Here is a 16073-nt window from a genome sequence, read left to right as displayed (position 1 = left end):
GCGCCGCAGGAGACCGGGGCGGCGGAGCCCCGGCTGGGGCAGCGCGGCTGACCCCGGCACCAGGGCGCGTCTGCGGCATGGTCCGCCGGACAGGCCCTGGGAGCGCCCTTTCCTGGGGACGGAACGGGCGCCCGTGCGAGGCCCGGGACCACACAGGTCCCGGGCCTCGCCGTCATGCTCGATCATTGACTTTGGGAGTCCACATGGAGCGAGAGGAGGCGGAGTCGATGCCGTCCCGCGCGCTCGACCCACTCGACCTGAAACTGCTCCAGTGCCTCCAGATCGACGGACGGGCGCCGCTCATCCGGATCGCGGAGGTGCTCGGGGTCTCCGACCAGACCGTCGCCCGGCGCATGCGGCGGTTGCGCACCACGGCGCGCCTGCGGGTGCTCGGCGTGATCGACGAGAGCCGGCGCGGCCGCACCAACTGGATCGTCCGGCTGCGCTGCACCCCGGACGTGGCCGAACAGTTGGCGGGCGCACTCGCCCGGCGCCCCGACACCTCGTACGTCTCGCTGATCTCCGGCGGCACCGAGGTGATGTGCGCGATGAAGCCGCGCAGCCGGCAGGCCCGGGACGAACTGCTCTTCGACCGGTTGCAGCGCACCCCCCGTGTGGTCTCGGTCAGCGCCCACTGCGTGCTGCACTCGTTCTACGGCGGACGGCTGGACTGGCTCAACAAGGCCAACGGACTCGCCCCCGACCAGCAGGCGGCCCTGCGCCCACCGCCGGTCGAACCGGTCACCGATGCCCTCACGCTGGAGGCGGCCGACGAGGCGCTGCTGGCCGTACTCGTCCGGGACGGGCGCGCCACGCTCACCGAACTCCAGGCGGCCACCGGCCAGTCGGAGTCCGTGGTCAAGCGGCGTCTGGAGCGCATGCGGGCCACCGGGGTGCTCTACTTCGACGTCCAGTTCGACCAGGAACCCCTCGGCCACGACGTGGAGGCCATGCTGTGGCTCACCGTGGCGCCGGCCGCACTCGCCGATGTCGGGCGGGCGCTCGCCGCGCATCCCGAGGTGCGCTTCGCCGCGGCGACCACGGGCCAGGCCAACATCGTCGCCTCGACCATCTACCGCAACAGCGCGGAGCTGTACACGTATCTGAGCGAGAAGATCGGCGCCCTCGACGGCGTCCAGGCCGTCGAAACCGCCCTGACCCTGCGCCTGGTCAAGCAACTCGCCTACGATCCGGGCCGCTGACCCCGCCCAGAACGGGCACGGGGCACCCGGAGCGTCAGCCGCGAGCCGTGGCGCCGAGTGCCTCGGCCCGCTGGTCGAGTCTCCTCAGGACCGTCTCGCCCCACTGGAGGTTCGCCTGCTCCAGGGCCATGCCGCCGAGCAGGGTGAGGTAGGGGCCCACGCGTTCGACGGTGGCGAGGTACTCCTCCTCGCTGCGGCCGGCCAGCATGCGTTCCTGCGCGCGCCGGTAGCGGGCCAGCTTGGCGCCGGCCCGCTCCACACGCTCGACGACCCCGGCCCGTACGGCTTCGGCGTCTCCGATGTCGACGCAACTCACCTTGACCATCAGCTCGTCCCGGATCGCCGTCGGCTTGCTGGGGACTTCGGCCGTGTAGGCGCGCATCGCGTCGAGTCCGGCCTCGGTGAGCGAGAAGAGCCGCTTGTTGGGCCGACGTTCCTGCTGCACGACGCGGGCGGAGATGAGCCCTTCGCCCTCCATGCGCTCCAGCTCGCGGTAGATCTGCTGGGGGGTGGCCATCCAGAAGTTGGCGACCGAGGCCTCGAACCCCTTCGCGAGGTCGTATCCGGACGCCTCGCCCTCCAGAAGCGCGGCCATCACCGCGTTGCGCAGAGCCATTTCCCCAAATTAACACCGCGTATCGACACTCCATTGATTAGTCATCGGAGTGAGGGGCGTCCGGTCAATGGCCGGGAGAGCCGCTCGGCGCGATCGACGGCTGGGCGACGGGCGTGGTCGGTGTCGACGACGGTGCCGGGGTGGGGACGGCCGGTTGGCTCGTGACGCGGCCGGTCGTCCGGGCCGTCTGGGTGGGGCCGGCCGTCCGGCTCCCGGGGGTGGGACTGGCCGTCCGGCTCCCCGGGGTGCGACTGGGGCTGACGGGCACGGGGGACGCCGACGGGCTGGGGGGCGCGGACGAAGGACGGCCCTCGGAGGGCGGCGGGGCGAGCGGGACCGTCGGGGACGCGGGTGCCTGGGACGTCGACAGGCGGACCGGCAGCGCGACGAGGGCGGCGACGGCGCACACCGACCCGACCCCGACCGCGGCACGCCGCAGCCGGCGACGGGCCGCGCCGCGGCGGATCGCCTCGTAGCGGCCGGGAGGTGGGCCGAGGTAGTCGGAGGCGGGCCGCAGGATGACGGCGAGCGGGTCGTCGGGTTCGAAGTCCGGACCCTCGTCAGAGTGTGTGATCAAGGCTTCTCCTCAGGTGGGCGCGGAGCAGTTCGCGGGCCGCGTGGAGGTCGGCCTTGATGGTTCCTTCCTTGCGTCCGGTCAGCACGGACACCTCCCGGATCGGCATGTCAGCGTAGTAGTGCAGGAGGATCGGGACGCGCAGTCGTTCCGGCAGCGACTGCACGAGCAGGCGTACGGACGGGTCGGGCTGTTCGGTGTGCGGGCGGACGGCGGCCTCGGCAGTGGCACGGTGTACGGCCCTGCGTTCGCGCTCCAGCTTGCGCCAGTGGTCCCGGACGAGGTTGGCCGCGGTGACATAGAGGAAGCCCCGGGGCTCCGCCACGGAGGTCCAGCGGGCCCAGAGCCGGGTGAACGCCTCCGAGGCGATCTCGTGGGCCGTCTCGTCGTCGTCGACGAGACGGCGGCACCAGCCGGCGAGGCGCGGATAGAGGGCGGCGAACAGCTCGGACGCGGCCTTCTCGCGGGACCGTTTCAAAGCTCTCCATGGTCGTGACGTCGTGCGGGCACGGGTGTCGTGCGGGCACTCGTGGGGGAAGAGCCCGGGCCGACGGCGTACGTTCCGTCGGCCCGGGATCCGTCCCGGCGGGTCAGGGCGCCGCTGAACTCAGCGCGGCGAAGACGATCACGTTGTCGAGGTAGCCCATACCGGTACGGGCTCCTCCGCACGTGATGAGCCGTAGCTCGGGACGGTCCACGTCCCCGTACACCTCGTCCGACGGGAAGTCGGCCTTGGCGACCGTCCGTACGGTGGTGACGGTGAACGCCGCCGTCGTGCCGTTCTCCAGACGCGCCGCGATCCGGTCGCCCTTCCGCAACTGTGCGAGACGGCGGAAGACCCCGTCCCCGTAGGCGCCGACCGTGACATGGCCGAGGATCACCGACGGACCGGTCTGCCCCGGCGTCGGCGAGTTCCGGTACCAGCCCGCCCGGTCGTGCGCCGTGATCGGGGGCACCTGGACGCTGCCGTCCGCGGCCAGCCCCAGCTGCATGACCGGGGTGTCGACCCCGATGGCGGGGATCCGCAACCCGACCGGGACCGAACGCCCGAGGTCGTGCGGGGCCTTGGCGGAGGTCCGCGAGGGCACCGGCGTGCTCCCGGGCTGTTCGGGTGCGGTCGAGTCGGTTCCGTGGCCGCCGCAGCTCACGAGCAGCGAGGCCGCCGCCGCGGTGACGAAGGCGCGCCTGGAGAGCGAGGTCATTCCCCGGTCGCCCGCCGGCGACGTACGACGAAGACCGCCGCGCCACCCATGACGAACGCCGCGGCGGCACCCCCGCCGATCAGCCCGCCCTGGCCTCCGGACTTCGACGCCGTCGGCGCCACACCGGTGTCGGGCGCGCCCTTCGGCACGACGGCGACCTGGCCCGGGGACGGCGCCCGGGTCGGCGTGCCGACGCTCGGAACCGGGGACGGGGTGCTGGAGGCAGGGCGGGTGGTCGGCACCGCGCTCGGGGCGGCGCTGCCGCTCGGCGCCTGGGAGGGGGCGGCGGTGGCGGTCGGACGGACCGTCGGGACCGGGCTCGCCCCACTGGCGAACGCGGGCACGGTGCTCGCCAGCACGGCGGTGCACGCGAGTGCCATGGTGCTGAGGACAGTTCGGCGCATGAATCGCTCTCTTTCGTCGGTCCGCCCGCCCGGTGACCCGGCGGGCTGAGTTACGGATCGTGCGAAGAGACGAGGCAGCGGGAGAGCGGGTTGTAAAGAGCAGGCAAAGCCGTCGGAGCCCGTTCCGGCGGGCACCGACGGCGTTGACAGGCGCCTTCGCCGACGAGCGCGGACGTCACCCACGCCGCACCGGTGTGACCAGGGCCTCGACCATGTCGATGTCGAAGCGAACACTGCGCAGTTGCCGGCCCCCGCGACCTGGCCTGCGAGGGAGGCGTCGACGCGGGTGACGCCCTCCTCCACCGCGAGTTCGGTGGCCTGGGCCATCTGGCTCATCATCAGGAATCCGGAAGGTCATCCGGTGGGCGGCGTCTTCGCCGCCCCGGCCCGGCCCGTGAACCTCGCCCGGTACGAGTTCCTCAACGCCGGCGCGGCCGACTTCCTGCCCCAGCTGGAGGCCCAGGCGGCCGGAGCGGTGGCGCTGCTGCGCACCGAGGCGGGACGCGACCCGTACGACCGGGACCTCACCGACCTCGTCGGTGAACTCTCCACCCGCAGCGAGAAGTTCCGCACCCTGTGGGCCGCCCACGACGTGCGCCTGCACCGGATCGGCGTCAAGCACTTCCACCACCCCGCGGTCGGCGAACTCTCCCTCCCCTTCGAGGCCATGCCCATCCCGCCCGGCCCCGGCCTCACCCTCACCGCGCTCAGCGCCGAGCCCGGCGCCCCGTCCCACCACAGCCTCAGACTCCTCGCCGGCTGGACCGCCACCCTCGACCAGGACGACCAGCCGGACACCGCAATCACCAGTGGTGAGCAGAGCGCATGGCGGAGCTGCGTGACGCCACCTCGGACGAGGTGAGCGGCCTGCCGACGCGCATGGCGTTCCACCAGGCCTGGCTCCGTACCGGAGCGTCGTCCGTCGCAGGGCCGTCACAGGCCCGCGATCGTGTTCCAGCGCTTGGCGAACTCCGTGCGTGCCGTGGACGTGATGTCGCGCGCGATCGCCAGCCGCTTCCGCATGGTGGCGTTCGGGAAGATCAGCGGGTTCTCGGCGAGGGCGGCGGTGTCCTCGTCCTTGGAGGAGGCGAGGACGTGCTGGGCGGCCGGGACCGGGCAGACGTAGTTGGCCGTCGCCATGATCTCGGCCGGCACGGTCAGCGCGTCGGCGTCGGCATCGACGGCCACGGCATCGGCGGCCACGCCCCACAGGCCCGGCGCACTCACGACACGCACCGGGCCGCCGAAGGGAGCGGCGCTCGCCGTCGCGTACCGGCCGACCGCCCATGCCCCGGGCGACGTGAACGCCGCCGACGGCCGGTTCGCCGCGTGCATGCGCGGGGAACGACAGAAGTACTTCCCCGGCTTCCACGCGTCCGAGGACGGAAGCGGCCACGCACGGCTGGACGTGAAGGTGACCGGCAAGGACCTCGGCCCCGCCTCGGATGCCTACGAGCGCGCCCTGAACACCTGCGCGCCGATCCTGAAGAAGGTCGGCATCACCTTCCCGGACCCCTCCGGCCTGCCGCCGCTGCCCGGACCGGGCAAGGGAGTGGGCACGAGCCCGGGCCCGGGCACGTCGCTGCACATCGAGCCCGGAACCCCCGGTGACCCGGGCCTCCCGTCACTCACGACCAGCGGCAGCCGGCACGCCTGACCATCGCGAGGGGGGAACACCGCGGCCCCGGACGGGATCAACTTCCGTCCGGGGCCGCGCGGTTAACACCGTACGAACTACGCGTCCAGCGACGTCATCACGTGCTTGATCCGCGTGTAGTCGTCGAAGCCGTACGCGGAGAGGTCCTTGCCGTAGCCGGACTTCTTGAAGCCGCCGTGCGGCATCTCGGCGACCAGCGGGATGTGGGTGTTGATCCACACGCAGCCGAAGTCGAGGGACTTCGACAGCCGCATCGCGCGGCCGTGGTCCTTCGTCCAGACCGAGGAGGCGAGGGCGTAGTCGACGCCGTTGGCCCACTCGATGGCCTGGGCCTCGTCCGTGAATGACTGGACGGTGATGACCGGCCCGAAGACCTCGTTCTGGATGATCTCGTCGTCCTGCTTGAGGCCGGAGACGACGGTCGCGGCGTAGAAGTAGCCCTTGTCGCCGACCTGCTGGCCGCCCGCCTCGACCTTGGCGTGCGCGGGCAGCCGCTCGATGAACCCGGCGACCTGCTTGAGCTGGTTCGGGTTGTTGAGCGGACCGTAGAGCACGTCCTCGTCGTCCGGCTGGCCGGTCTTCGTCTCGGCGGCGGCCTTGGCGAGCGCGGCGACGAACTCGTCGTGGATGGACTCCTGGACGAGGACGCGGGTGGCGGCCGTACAGTCCTGGCCCGCGTTGAAGAAGCCCGCGACCGAGATGTCCTCGACGGCCTTGGCGATGTCGGTGTCCTCGAAGACCACGACCGGGGCCTTGCCGCCCAGCTCCAGGTGGACCCGCTTGAGGTCCTTGGACGCCGACTCGGCGACGGACATGCCCGCACGTACGGAACCGGTGATGGAGGCCATCGCCGGGGTCGGGTGCTCGACCATCGCGCGGCCGGTCTCGCGGTCGCCGCAGATGACGTTGAAGACGCCCTTGGGCAGGATGCCGCCGATGATGTCGGCGATCAGGACGGTGGAGGCGGGGGTGGTGTCCGAGGGCTTCAGGACGACCGTGTTGCCCGCCGCGAGCGCCGGGGCGAACTTCCACACCGCCATCATCATCGGGTAGTTCCACGGCGCGACCTGCGCGCAGACGCCGATCGGCTCGCGGCGGACGATGGAGGTCATCCCCTCCATGTACTCGCCGGCCGAGCGGCCCTCGAGCATCCGCGCCGCGCCCGCGAAGAAGCGGATCTGGTCGACCATGGGCGGGATTTCCTCGGACCGGGTCAGCCCGATCGGCTTGCCGGTGTTCTCGACCTCGGCGGCGATCAGTTCCTCGGCCCGCTCCTCGAACGCGTCCGCGATCTTCAGGAGGGCCTTCTGACGCTCGGCGGGGGTCTGGTCGCGCCAGGCCGGGAAGGCCGCGGCGGCGGCCGCCATGGCGGCGTCCACGTCGGCCTGACCGGACAGCGGCGCGCTCGCGTACGCCTCGCCGGTCGCGGGATTGACGACCTCGGTGGTCCGCCCGTCGGCGGCGTCCCGGAACTCACCGTCGATGTAATTGCGCAGACGACGCAGCTCGGTGCTCACTGCCGGCCCTCCAAGTTCAGGTGTCCAATCGCTGAGACACCCACCCTAATCCGTGGGCCCACGTTTTCAACACCCCCGGTCACCCCTTGACTGCGAAATCCGCAAGCTACGACCGCGTAAACAACGAATTTCATCGCTGCAGCCTTGCGGAACCGTCGAGACGTCGTGCACAGTGAGCTCGTGGCCAGTCGAAGCGCAGACCCCAGGGACTCCACCCGCGAGTCCAGGAACGGCAGTCCCCAGCTGGACTCCGTATCCCTCGCCATCATCGAGCAGCTCCAGCAGGACGGACGCCGTCCGTACGCCGCGATCGGCAAGGCGGTCGGCCTGTCCGAGGCGGCCGTGCGCCAGCGCGTCCAGAAGCTGCTCGACCAGGGCGTGATGCAGATCGTCGCCGTCACGGACCCGCTCACCGTGGGCTTCCGCAGGCAGGCGATGGTCGGCGTCAATGTCGAGGGCGACCTCGATCCGGTGGCCGACGCGCTGACCGCCATGTCGGAAGTCGAGTACGTGGTGATGACCGCGGGCTCGTTCGACATCCTCGCGGAGATCGTCTGCGAGGACGACGACCACCTGCTGGACGTCATCAACAAACGCATCCGGGCCCTGCCCGGGGTGCGCTCCACCGAGAGCTTCGTCTATCTGAAGCTCAAGAAGCAGACCTACATGTGGGGAACCCGATAGCCGTGAGCACACAGGACCTGAGCAAGACCGCGTACGACCACTTGTGGATGCACTTCACCCGCATGTCCTCGTACGAGAACGCGCCCGTTCCCACCATCGTCCGTGGTGAGGGCACCTACATCTACGACGACAAGGGCAAGCGCTACCTCGACGGTCTCGCGGGCCTGTTCGTGGTCCAGGCGGGCCACGGCCGCACCGAACTCGCGGAGACGGCGTTCAAGCAGGCGCAGGAGCTGGCCTTCTTCCCGGTGTGGTCCTACGCCCACCCCAAGGCCGTCGAGCTCGCCGAGCGCCTCGCGCACTACGCTCCGGGCGACCTGAACAAGGTCTTCTTCACCACCGGCGGCGGCGAGGCCGTCGAGACCGCGTGGAAGCTCGCCAAGCAGTACCACAAGCTCACCGGCAACTACACGAAGTACAAGGTCATCTCGCGTGCGGTCGCCTACCACGGCACCCCGCAGGGCGCCCTGTCCATCACGGGCCTGCCGGCTCTGAAGGCCCCCTTCGAGCCGCTCGTCCCGGGCGCGCACAAGGTGCCGAACACGAACATCTACCGCGCCCCGATCCACGGCGACGACCCGGAGGCCTTCGGCCGCTGGGCCGCCGACCAGATCGAGCAGGAGATCCTCTTCGAGGGCCCGGAGACCGTCGCGGCGGTCTTCCTGGAGCCGGTGCAGAACGCCGGCGGCTGCTTCCCGCCGCCGCCCGGCTACTTCCAGCGCGTGCGCGAGATCTGCGACAAGTACGACGTGCTGCTCGTCTCCGACGAGGTCATCTGCGCCTTCGGCCGCCTCGGCACGATGTTCGCCTGTGACAAGTTCGGCTACGTCCCGGACATCATCACCTGCGCCAAGGGCATGACCTCGGGCTACTCCCCCATCGGTGCCGCCATCGTCTCGGACCGCATCGCCGAGCCGTTCTACAAGGGCGACAACACCTTCCTGCACGGCTACACCTTCGGCGGCCACCCGGTCTCCGCGGCCGTGGCGCTCACCAACCTCGACATCTTCGAGCGTGAGGGCCTCAACCAGCACGTGCTCGACAACGAGGCCAACTTCCTGCAGACCCTGCAGAAGCTGCACGACCTGCCGATCGTCGGTGACGTCCGCGGCAACGGCTTCTTCTACGGCATCGAGCTGGTGAAGGACAAGGCCACCAAGGAGACCTTCACGGACGAGGAGTCGGAGCGCGTGCTCTACGGCTTCGTCTCCAAGAAGCTCTTCGAGTACGGCCTCTACTGCCGCGCCGACGACCGCGGTGACCCGGTCATCCAGCTGTCGCCGCCGCTGATCTCCGACCAGTCGACCTTCGACGAGATCGAGGGGATCGTCCGTCAGGTGCTGACGGAGGCGTGGACGAAGCTCTGATCTTCCTTCGGGATGATCAACAACGGCCCCGGTGGCGCCCGTTCGAGTGAGAATGGGCGCCCCGGGGCCGCGTGCTGTCCGGCCTGGCGGCCCCGACTCCCTAGCGTGCCCAGTGACCGATCGGCCCTGCCTTCGTTCCCTCGTCCGGGGGATTGGCAGCGCAAATCTGATCTGAACCGAGGTGTACGCGATGGTGGCCCCGCCGGACAACGACGTTCTCTGGGCACGTGCCCTGCACGTCAAGCACAACGGCTCGCCCGCGCTCAGCGGTGTCTCGCTCGGCATCCGCGACGGCGAGATCCTCGCCGTCGGCGGCCCGCGCGGCAGCGGCAAGACGACCCTGCTCCGGTGTCTGTCGGGGCAGCTGCTGCCTCAGCAGGGCGAGGTCTGGTTCAACAGCACGCCGGTGCACACCATGGACCCCGTCACCCGCGAACGGCTGCGCCGCGACCGCTTCGGCTGGATCGACCCCACGCCCGTCCTCGTACCGGAACTGAACGCCTGGGAGAACGCGGCGCTGCCCCTGATGCTGCGCGGCTGCGGCCGTCGGGCCGCCAAGACCGCCGCCCTCGAGTGGCTGGAACGCCTCGACATCCGCGACTGCGCCCGCAAACGCCCGCACGCCCTGCTCCAGACCGAGCGGCAGCGCGTCGCCATCGCCCGGGCGCTCGCCCTCTCCCCCAAGGTGCTCTTCGCCGACGAACCGTCCGCCCCGCTGCACAGCGCCGACGGCGCCCACGTCCTGCGCACCCTCACCTCGGCGGCCCGCTCCCACGGCATCACGGTCGTCCTCGCCACGCACTACGCGGACACCGCGGCCCTCGCCGACCGCACCGTGTCGCTGCTCGACGGACGGCGCGTGAACACCGTCCACCTGCCCCCGGTCGTCGAGACGGAAGGCCGGGCCGCGTGCTCGCTCTCCGTCTAGCCCGCGGGGCCCACTCCCTCGTCCAGCTGCGCAGACTCCTGGTCGCCGCCGCCTCGGCGGGCACCGGCTTCCTGCTGCTGTGCACGCTGGGATACGCGCTGGCGCACCCGGACCCCTCGGCCGGCGCGCTGCTGCGGCTCCTGTGGTGCCTCGCGCCCGCCGCCGCCACCGTGCACTTCGCGGTCGCGGTCGCCCGTACGGACCCGGGGACCCGGCCACGCCCCGGGCTCTCGGCGATCGGACTCGGCCCCGGCCGGCTGATGGCCATCTCGGCGGTCACCACCGCCCTGTCGACCACGCTCGGCTCGATGCTCGCGCTGCTCGTCTTCCTGCACCTGCGCGGCGACCTGCCCGGCATGTCCTTCCACGGCGGCGAGGCGGCCTTCCTCGCCTCCGACTACCCGCTGCCGCTGCCCGCGGCCGTGACCCTGCTGCTGCTGGTCCCGCTGGCCGCCTCCCTGGCGAGCGCGGTGGCGCTGAGACCGCGGAGTCCCCGGCCGACCCGTCCCCGACGGCCGGGCGCCGACGGCGACTCCCCCCTTGAGCCGTCCCGCGCACGCGCCAAGTCCGGCCCGTACGCCGACCAGCCAGGGCGCCCGCTGGATCCGCACCAGCCCGCCCCTCCGCTGCCCACCCCCGGGGGACTGCCCTGGGGCACCGCCGTCCTCGCGGCGGGCCTTGCCGTTGAGGCGTACGCGAGCCGTTCGGGACCCGGCCTGGCGCTGCCCGGCCGTTTCACGGGCGGCCCCGCCCGGGTGTTCGGCGGCTGGTCCCTGACCGCCCTCGGGCTGATGCTGGCCGCCCCCGCGATCACGCACCTGTGCGGGCGGCTGCTCCAGGCCGTACGCCCCGGCGTGCTGCGGCTGCTCGCCGGGCGCGTCCTGCAGGAGGAGGCCCGGCGCATCGGGCGCCCGCTCGGCGTGGTGTGCGCGGTCGCGTCCGGCGCGTACGCCATGGCGACGGTGTACTCGGGGGCGCGGCCCTCCTTCGGTCCGCTCAGCACGCTCGGAGCGCTGCTCGTGGCCGGGTGCACCGTCGCGACCCTGCTGACGTCGGCGGTCGAAGCCAAGCACGCGCGCGCCGACACCACGGCGGCGCTGCTGCGCATGGGGGCACCGACCACGGTGCTGCGGGGCGCCGCGCTGCTCCGCGCGGGCGCGCTGCTCGCCGCGTTCGGCCCGCTGACCTGGGTGGTCGCGGAACTGGCGGCGGTGCCGCTGGTGCGCTGAGCACGCGTACGCGCTTCCTTCCCGCCTCCTTCCCGCCTCCTTCCCGTTTCTTTCCCGGCGAGCGATGAGTTCCGCGCGGAGGAGCGGTCTACCTCTGCGAACGGCACCGCATCACTTCACGCTCTCCGGGAGAGACCCCTCATGTACCAGCAGATGATCTTCGTGAACCTCGCCGTGAACGACGTCGACACGTCGAAGAAGTTCTTCACCGAGCTCGGCTACACGATCAACCCGCAGTTCACGACGGACGACTGCGCCTGTGTCGTCATCAGCGACACGATCATCGCGATGCTGCTGAGCAAGCAGCGCTACGCGGACTTCACGAAGAAGGAGATCGCGGACCCGACGAAGACCAGCGAGGTGCTGCTGTGTCTGAGCGCCGAGAGTCGCGAGAAGGTCGACGAGCTCTGCGACAAGGCCCTCGCGGCGGGCGGTTCGGGGACCCGGGAGGCCCAGGACCAGGGCTTCATGTACGGCCGCACCTTCGACGACCTGGACGGCCACACCTGGGAAGTCATGTGGATGGACCCGGCCGCGGTCCAGAGCTGAGCACCCCGGAGGGGGACACCCACGCGTGTGTCCCCCTCAAAGGTGGGAGCCTCCCTCCAGCCGGAGGTGGAAGCCCCGCTCCAGGAGGGAAGACCGCCGCCCGCCGCCGAAGAACCCACCCCCTAGCATGGCCGCGTGCAGCCAACTCCCCTTCACACCGCCCATGACCGCGAGATCGAGTCCCTCGTCGAGTTCGACAAGGTCGTCTCGGAGCACGGCTCGCTCGCCCGGTTCCGCGTCCAGGCCGTGGATCTGACGGACCGTACGGACGCCCTGCTCGCCGTGGACACCGCGGGCGCCGTCTTCCTCGGCTGCCCGATGGACCCCGAGGCGGCTGCACGAGTACGGGCCACCGGCGCACTCGTCTTCCCGCCCATACCCGGACTGCCCTTCGACCCCTACCGAGGGTCGCTCTACTCCCCGGACGAGCTCTTCGCGTCGCTCGACAAGGGTTACGAGGCGACCCCGGACGCCCGCGCGTACGCCTGGTTCCAGCAGACCAAGGCCGACGGCGACGTCTTCGCGTCGATGCTGCGCGCGATCCACGACGACTCGGTGTCGGACGCGCTCGACGAACTCCTCGTCGGCACCCGAGTCGTGGGCGTGATGGGCGGTCACGCGATGGCACGCGGCACGGAGGCCTACGAGGGCGCCGCACACCTGGGACGCGAACTGGCGCGTGCCGGGCTCACGGTCGCCACCGGCGGCGGCCCCGGCGCGATGGAGGCCGCGAACCTCGGCGCGTACGCCGCCCCGTTCGACGACGAGATGCTCACCGAGGCGCTCCGGCTCCTCGCCGAGGCGCCGTCGTTCACCCCCTCCATCAGCGACTGGGCGCGGGCCGCCTTCGCCGTGCGCGAGCGCTGGCCGGGCGGCGGCCCCTCCATCGGCATCCCGACCTGGTTCTACGGCCACGAGCCGCCGAACGCCTTCGCCGCCCATATCGCCAAGTACTTCGCCAACGCGACCCGGGAGGACGGGCTGTTGGCCCGTTCGAAAGCGGGCGTCGTCTTCCTGCCGGGCGCCGCCGGGACCGTACAGGAGATCTTCGACAACGCGACCCCGAACTACTACGAGTCGCGCGGTGAGCCCACCCCCATGGTTCTTGTGAACCGTGCGCATTGGACCGAAAGACACCCCACTTGGCCCCTTCTCCAGTCCCTTGCCCGCGAACGGTCCATGGAGTCCCGGATCGCACTGGTGGACCGGATCGAGGAGGCACCGGACGCGCTCAAACGCCTCGGCGGTTAATGACAAGGCAAAGCCGACGGCACGGCAGGGCATATGCATTGACAGCCCTTAGGCGGCACTTATAAACCTGTGAGGCCCGAGGGGGCCCTGTTGACACAGCAGAACCCCCCTTAAACCCCCCGCAGTTGCGCATTCTGTGAAGGGCAATCGTGTCCATATCTCGCCGTACCGCACGTTCCGTGCGAATCCTCGGTGTTGCCTCCGCCACCGCCGCGCTCGCGCTCGGTGCCGCCGGCAACGCCCTTGCTTGCAACATCAGTGAGTTCTCCGCCGAAGCCAAGTGTGACGGCTCCAAGGGCGTCATCACCGTCACCGACGTGGACGCCTCCGGCACTCCGGCGGTCGTCTCCGTGTTCCTCGAGAACAACGGCGCCGACGTGCAGAAGGTCGGCCAGCAGGAGGTCAAGGGCTCGCGGCAAGGCGTCACCATCACCTTCGCCGAGGACTGGAAGCCGAACGCCACGTACCGCGTCCACGTCAAGGCCGGAAACCTGGTCGACGCGGACATCAAGGAGAACGTGACCGCTCCGTCCACGGCCTGCGCGACCGAGTCGCCCTCGCCGTCGGCCTCGGAGACCCCGAAGCCGTCGGAGACCCCGTCCTCGCCCGCCTCCTCGGGGACGCCTTCCGCGAACCCGTCGGAGTCGGAGAGCAGCGCCGCGCCCGCGACGCCGGGCGACAACGCCCCGTCCCCCGCCGCCGGCAGCTCCAACCTCGCCGAGACCGGTGCGAACTCCAACACGCCGATGATCGCCGGTATCGCCGGTGCCCTCGTGCTGGTCGGCGGCGGAGCGGTGTTCTTCGGCATGCGTCGCCGCGGCGCCTCGAAGTCGAGCTGAACCGCACACCGTACGTCCGCGTGAAACGTGTGGCCCGTCCCTCTCGAAGGGGGCGGGCCACACGCCTGTCCGGGTGCGCCGGCTAGCCGAAGGTCGCCCGCTCCAGCCAGAAGTCCAGCAGCTCCCGCTCCCCCAGCACCTCCAACCGCCCGTCGTCCAGCGGCAGTCGGCGGTAGAAGGCAAGCAGGACGTCGGTGAGCGGGCCGCGCAGCGCGACGGTCGCCTTCTCGTGGTCCCGGCGCCAGACGACACCCTCCTCGGTGAGCTCGACGACCCACTCGGCGTCGAGTTCGGGCGGGGTGTCGGTGGCATGCAGGTGGATGCTGCGGCCCGGGCCGCGCAGTTCGGCCGCGGCGGCGTCGTGCGGCCGCGTCCGCTGCACGAACTCGATGATCCCCAGCCACTCGTCGATCGCGTCCGCGGCCACATCGGGCGCCACCTCGTACGGCAGCCCGGCCGCCAGCGTCGCGTCGGCGCGGTGGATCACCAGCTCGTGCGTCATCCGGCGGGCCCAGAAGCCGGAGCTGAGGTCCCCGGCCCAGGCCCACACCTTGGTGTCGGGCCCCGCCTCGCGCAGCGCGGCCACGAGCATCTCGCCGGTCTCGGCGAGCCAGGCGTCCAGCGCGGCGGGGTCTCCCTCGGCGGCGGGTCCCTCAAGGAGCGGCACCTGCTCGTCGTGGACGTTCTCCCGCGCCCTCGTCCGGACGATGAGCTCGACCCAGCGCAGCGCCCCGCCCGTGTGCCGTACGAGCCGCTCCAGCGACCAGTCCGGGCAGGTCGGCACGGTCGCGGACAGGTCGGCCCCGGACGTCACCACATCCCTCAGCCGCCGCACCTCCAGCTCGATCGCGTCGCAGTAGCGGTCATGTGCCAGTAGCGTCATGATCCGCAGCCTATGGCGCCGACGGCTCCCCGAGCACGACGATTTCGGCTGCCTCGAACGCCACGCCGACCTCGTCACCGGGCGCGGGCGCCTCCCGCAGCGCGCACGCCGCCTCGATCCGCGGCGCGTCTTCCGGCTTCAGCTGTACGGCGACGTGGGTGCCCCGGAAGGTGCGTGCGGCCACGGTGCAGCGCAGCCCGTCCGCGGGGGCGACCAGCCGCACCCCAGCGGGCCGTACGAGAAGCGTGCCAGGTCCCTGCGCGGTGCCCTCCGGCACCGGGACCTTCCCCCACGGGGTGTCCGCGAGCCGATCGCGCACCGTCGCCGCGACCACGTTGTCGAAGCCGAGGAAACGGGCCACGAACTCGTCCGCCGGGTACTGCCAGACCTCAAGTGGCGTGCCGGACTGGGCGATCCGTCCCTCGCGCATCACCACGACCCGGTCGGCGAGCGCGAAGGCCTCGCCCTGGTCGTGGGTGACGGCGAGCACGGTCGTGCCCAACTCGCCGAAGAGCTGCCGGAGTTCGACGACGAGCCGTTCCCGCAGTGAGCGGTCCAGCTGGCCGAGCGGCTCGTCGAGCATCAGCAGCCGGGGGCGCGGGGCGAGCGCACGGGCCAGCGCGACCCGCTGCTGCTCACCGCCGGAGAGGGCGGCGACAGCGCGCGCCTGGGTCCCGGGCAGCCCGACCAGCTCCAGCAGCTCCTGGACCCGTGCGGCCTGTTGGTCCTTCGACGCGCCATGCATGCGCAGCCCGAAGGCGACATTGCCGCCCACGTCCCGCTGCGGGAAGAGCTGGTGGTCCTGGAACATCAGCCCGACGCCCCGCTTGTGCGCGGGAACCCCGGCCTGGTCGCGTCCCGCCAGGAGCACGCGGCCCGCGTCGAGCGACTGCAGTCCGGCCACCACCCGCAGCAGCGTGGACTTGCCGCTGCCGCTCGGTCCGAGCACACACACGATCTCGTGCTCGGCGACGTCGAGGCCGACGGCGTCGAGTACCGGCCGACCGCCGAAGCGTACGGTCGCGGCCTCGACCCTCAGCAGGGCGTTCTGCGCGCTGGGATGCTCCGTCGGCATCCGCTCCCGCGTCTCCCGCGTCCACCGCGTCTCCCGCGCCAGCTCTGTCGCCTCCGCCGCCTCCGCCGCCTCCGCCGCCTCTGTCGCCTCTGTCGC

18 protein-coding genes and 1 pseudogene are annotated in these 16073 nt (G+C 71.4%); 10 read left to right on the top strand and 9 right to left on the bottom strand.

All coding sequences use genetic code 11. The features are described 5' to 3' along the window. Nucleotides 1-203 precede the first annotated feature (203 nt). Nucleotides 204-1202, top strand: a complete 999-nt coding sequence (locus ABZ656_RS28685) for an Lrp/AsnC family transcriptional regulator (protein WP_360271331.1) — start codon at nucleotides 204-206, stop codon at nucleotides 1200-1202. 34 nt (nucleotides 1203-1236) lie between these two features. Here the strand turns inward: ABZ656_RS28685 and ABZ656_RS28680 are convergent, their stop codons facing one another. From ABZ656_RS28680 to ABZ656_RS28660, 5 genes are all read right to left on the bottom strand, one after another. Further along, nucleotides 1237-1818 carry a PadR family transcriptional regulator gene (locus ABZ656_RS28680; RefSeq protein WP_360271329.1) on the bottom strand — a complete coding sequence of 194 codons (582 nt, stop codon included), beginning with the start codon at nucleotides 1816-1818 and terminating at the stop codon, nucleotides 1237-1239. 64 nt (nucleotides 1819-1882) lie between these two features. Next, nucleotides 1883-2395, bottom strand: a complete 513-nt coding sequence (locus ABZ656_RS28675) for a hypothetical protein (RefSeq protein ID WP_101400938.1) — start codon at nucleotides 2393-2395, stop codon at nucleotides 1883-1885. After that, nucleotides 2379-2870 (bottom strand): RNA polymerase sigma factor, encoded by a 492-nt coding sequence (locus ABZ656_RS28670; RefSeq protein WP_101400937.1) that lies wholly within the window; start codon nucleotides 2868-2870, stop codon nucleotides 2379-2381. Before ABZ656_RS28670 ends, ABZ656_RS28675 begins: the two co-directional genes overlap by 17 nt. 112 nt (nucleotides 2871-2982) lie before the next feature. Continuing rightward, nucleotides 2983-3594 carry a class F sortase gene (locus ABZ656_RS28665; RefSeq protein WP_360271326.1) on the bottom strand — a complete coding sequence of 204 codons (612 nt, stop codon included), beginning with the start codon at nucleotides 3592-3594 and terminating at the stop codon, nucleotides 2983-2985. Then, nucleotides 3591-3998: a Tat pathway signal sequence domain protein gene (locus tag ABZ656_RS28660; RefSeq protein ID WP_101400935.1), complete on the bottom strand. Its 408-nt coding sequence runs from the start codon at nucleotides 3996-3998 to the stop codon at nucleotides 3591-3593. The genes ABZ656_RS28665 and ABZ656_RS28660 overlap by 4 nt, the downstream gene beginning before the upstream one ends. Nucleotides 3999-4284: 286 nt before the next feature. Between ABZ656_RS28660 and ABZ656_RS28655 the strand changes: the two genes are divergently transcribed. Further along, on the top strand, nucleotides 4285-4860 hold the full coding sequence (locus ABZ656_RS28655) for a hypothetical protein (RefSeq protein WP_360271324.1): 576 nt from the start codon (nucleotides 4285-4287) through the stop codon (nucleotides 4858-4860). 71 nt (nucleotides 4861-4931) lie between these two features. On the opposite strand, the pseudogene ABZ656_RS28650 reads toward ABZ656_RS28655, so the two are convergent. Next, nucleotides 4932-5153, bottom strand: a pseudogene (locus tag ABZ656_RS28650) (spermidine/putrescine ABC transporter substrate-binding protein); the annotation flags it as partial. 145 nt (nucleotides 5154-5298) lie between these two features. Between ABZ656_RS28650 and ABZ656_RS28645 the strand changes: the two are divergent. After that, nucleotides 5299-5655: a hypothetical protein gene (locus ABZ656_RS28645; RefSeq protein WP_360271322.1), complete on the top strand. Its 357-nt coding sequence runs from the start codon at nucleotides 5299-5301 to the stop codon at nucleotides 5653-5655. Nucleotides 5656-5732: 77 nt separating this feature from the next. Here the strand turns inward: ABZ656_RS28645 and ABZ656_RS28640 are convergent, their stop codons facing one another. Beyond that, nucleotides 5733-7172, bottom strand: coding sequence for a gamma-aminobutyraldehyde dehydrogenase (locus ABZ656_RS28640; RefSeq protein ID WP_101400933.1), 1440 nt, complete (start codon nucleotides 7170-7172; stop codon nucleotides 5733-5735). 165 nt (nucleotides 7173-7337) lie between these two features. Here ABZ656_RS28640 and ABZ656_RS28635 point away from each other — a divergent pair, with 165 nt between their 5' ends. The 7 genes from ABZ656_RS28635 to ABZ656_RS28605 all read left to right on the top strand — a co-directional run bounded on the left by ABZ656_RS28635 (nucleotide 7338) and on the right by ABZ656_RS28605 (nucleotide 14019). Further along, entirely contained in the window at nucleotides 7338-7856 is a 519-nt protein-coding gene (locus ABZ656_RS28635) for an Lrp/AsnC family transcriptional regulator (RefSeq protein ID WP_054235338.1), read from the top strand. Continuing rightward, on the top strand, nucleotides 7841-9223 hold the full coding sequence (locus ABZ656_RS28630; protein WP_101400932.1) for an aspartate aminotransferase family protein: 1383 nt from the start codon (nucleotides 7841-7843) through the stop codon (nucleotides 9221-9223). The genes ABZ656_RS28635 and ABZ656_RS28630 overlap by 16 nt, the downstream gene beginning before the upstream one ends. Before the next feature lie 190 nt (nucleotides 9224-9413). After that, a complete protein-coding gene (locus ABZ656_RS28625) occupies nucleotides 9414-10151 on the top strand; it encodes an ATP-binding cassette domain-containing protein (RefSeq protein WP_101400931.1) in 738 nt (245 codons plus the stop codon). After that, entirely contained in the window at nucleotides 10133-11380 is a 1248-nt protein-coding gene (locus ABZ656_RS28620; RefSeq protein ID WP_101400930.1) for a hypothetical protein, read from the top strand. Before ABZ656_RS28625 ends, ABZ656_RS28620 begins: the two co-directional genes overlap by 19 nt. Nucleotides 11381-11521: 141 nt before the next feature. Then, a complete protein-coding gene (locus tag ABZ656_RS28615; protein ID WP_360271319.1) occupies nucleotides 11522-11929 on the top strand; it encodes a VOC family protein in 408 nt (135 codons plus the stop codon). A 135-nt stretch (nucleotides 11930-12064) separates the two neighbouring features. Next, on the top strand, nucleotides 12065-13180 hold the full coding sequence (locus ABZ656_RS28610; RefSeq protein WP_101400929.1) for an LOG family protein: 1116 nt from the start codon (nucleotides 12065-12067) through the stop codon (nucleotides 13178-13180). Between the two features lie 149 nt (nucleotides 13181-13329). Then, nucleotides 13330-14019 (top strand): LAETG motif-containing sortase-dependent surface protein, encoded by a 690-nt coding sequence (locus ABZ656_RS28605; protein WP_101400928.1) that lies wholly within the window; start codon nucleotides 13330-13332, stop codon nucleotides 14017-14019. An 82-nt stretch (nucleotides 14020-14101) separates the two neighbouring features. Here the strand turns inward: ABZ656_RS28605 and ABZ656_RS28600 are convergent, their stop codons facing one another. Both ABZ656_RS28600 and ABZ656_RS28595 read right to left on the bottom strand, forming a co-directional pair. After that, complete coding sequence (locus tag ABZ656_RS28600) at nucleotides 14102-14902, bottom strand: maleylpyruvate isomerase family mycothiol-dependent enzyme (RefSeq protein WP_360271317.1); 801 nt, start codon at nucleotides 14900-14902, stop codon at nucleotides 14102-14104. A gap of 10 nt (nucleotides 14903-14912) precedes the next feature. After that, complete coding sequence (locus ABZ656_RS28595; RefSeq protein ID WP_360271335.1) at nucleotides 14913-15977, bottom strand: ABC transporter ATP-binding protein; 1065 nt, start codon at nucleotides 15975-15977, stop codon at nucleotides 14913-14915. Between the last annotated feature and the right edge of the window lie 96 nt (nucleotides 15978-16073).

Source organism: Streptomyces sp. NPDC007095 (genome assembly GCF_040634475.1).
In the GTDB taxonomy this organism is placed as follows: Bacteria; Actinomycetota; Actinomycetes; order Streptomycetales; family Streptomycetaceae; genus Streptomyces.
This window is presented reverse-complemented; position numbering and strand designations above follow the sequence as displayed.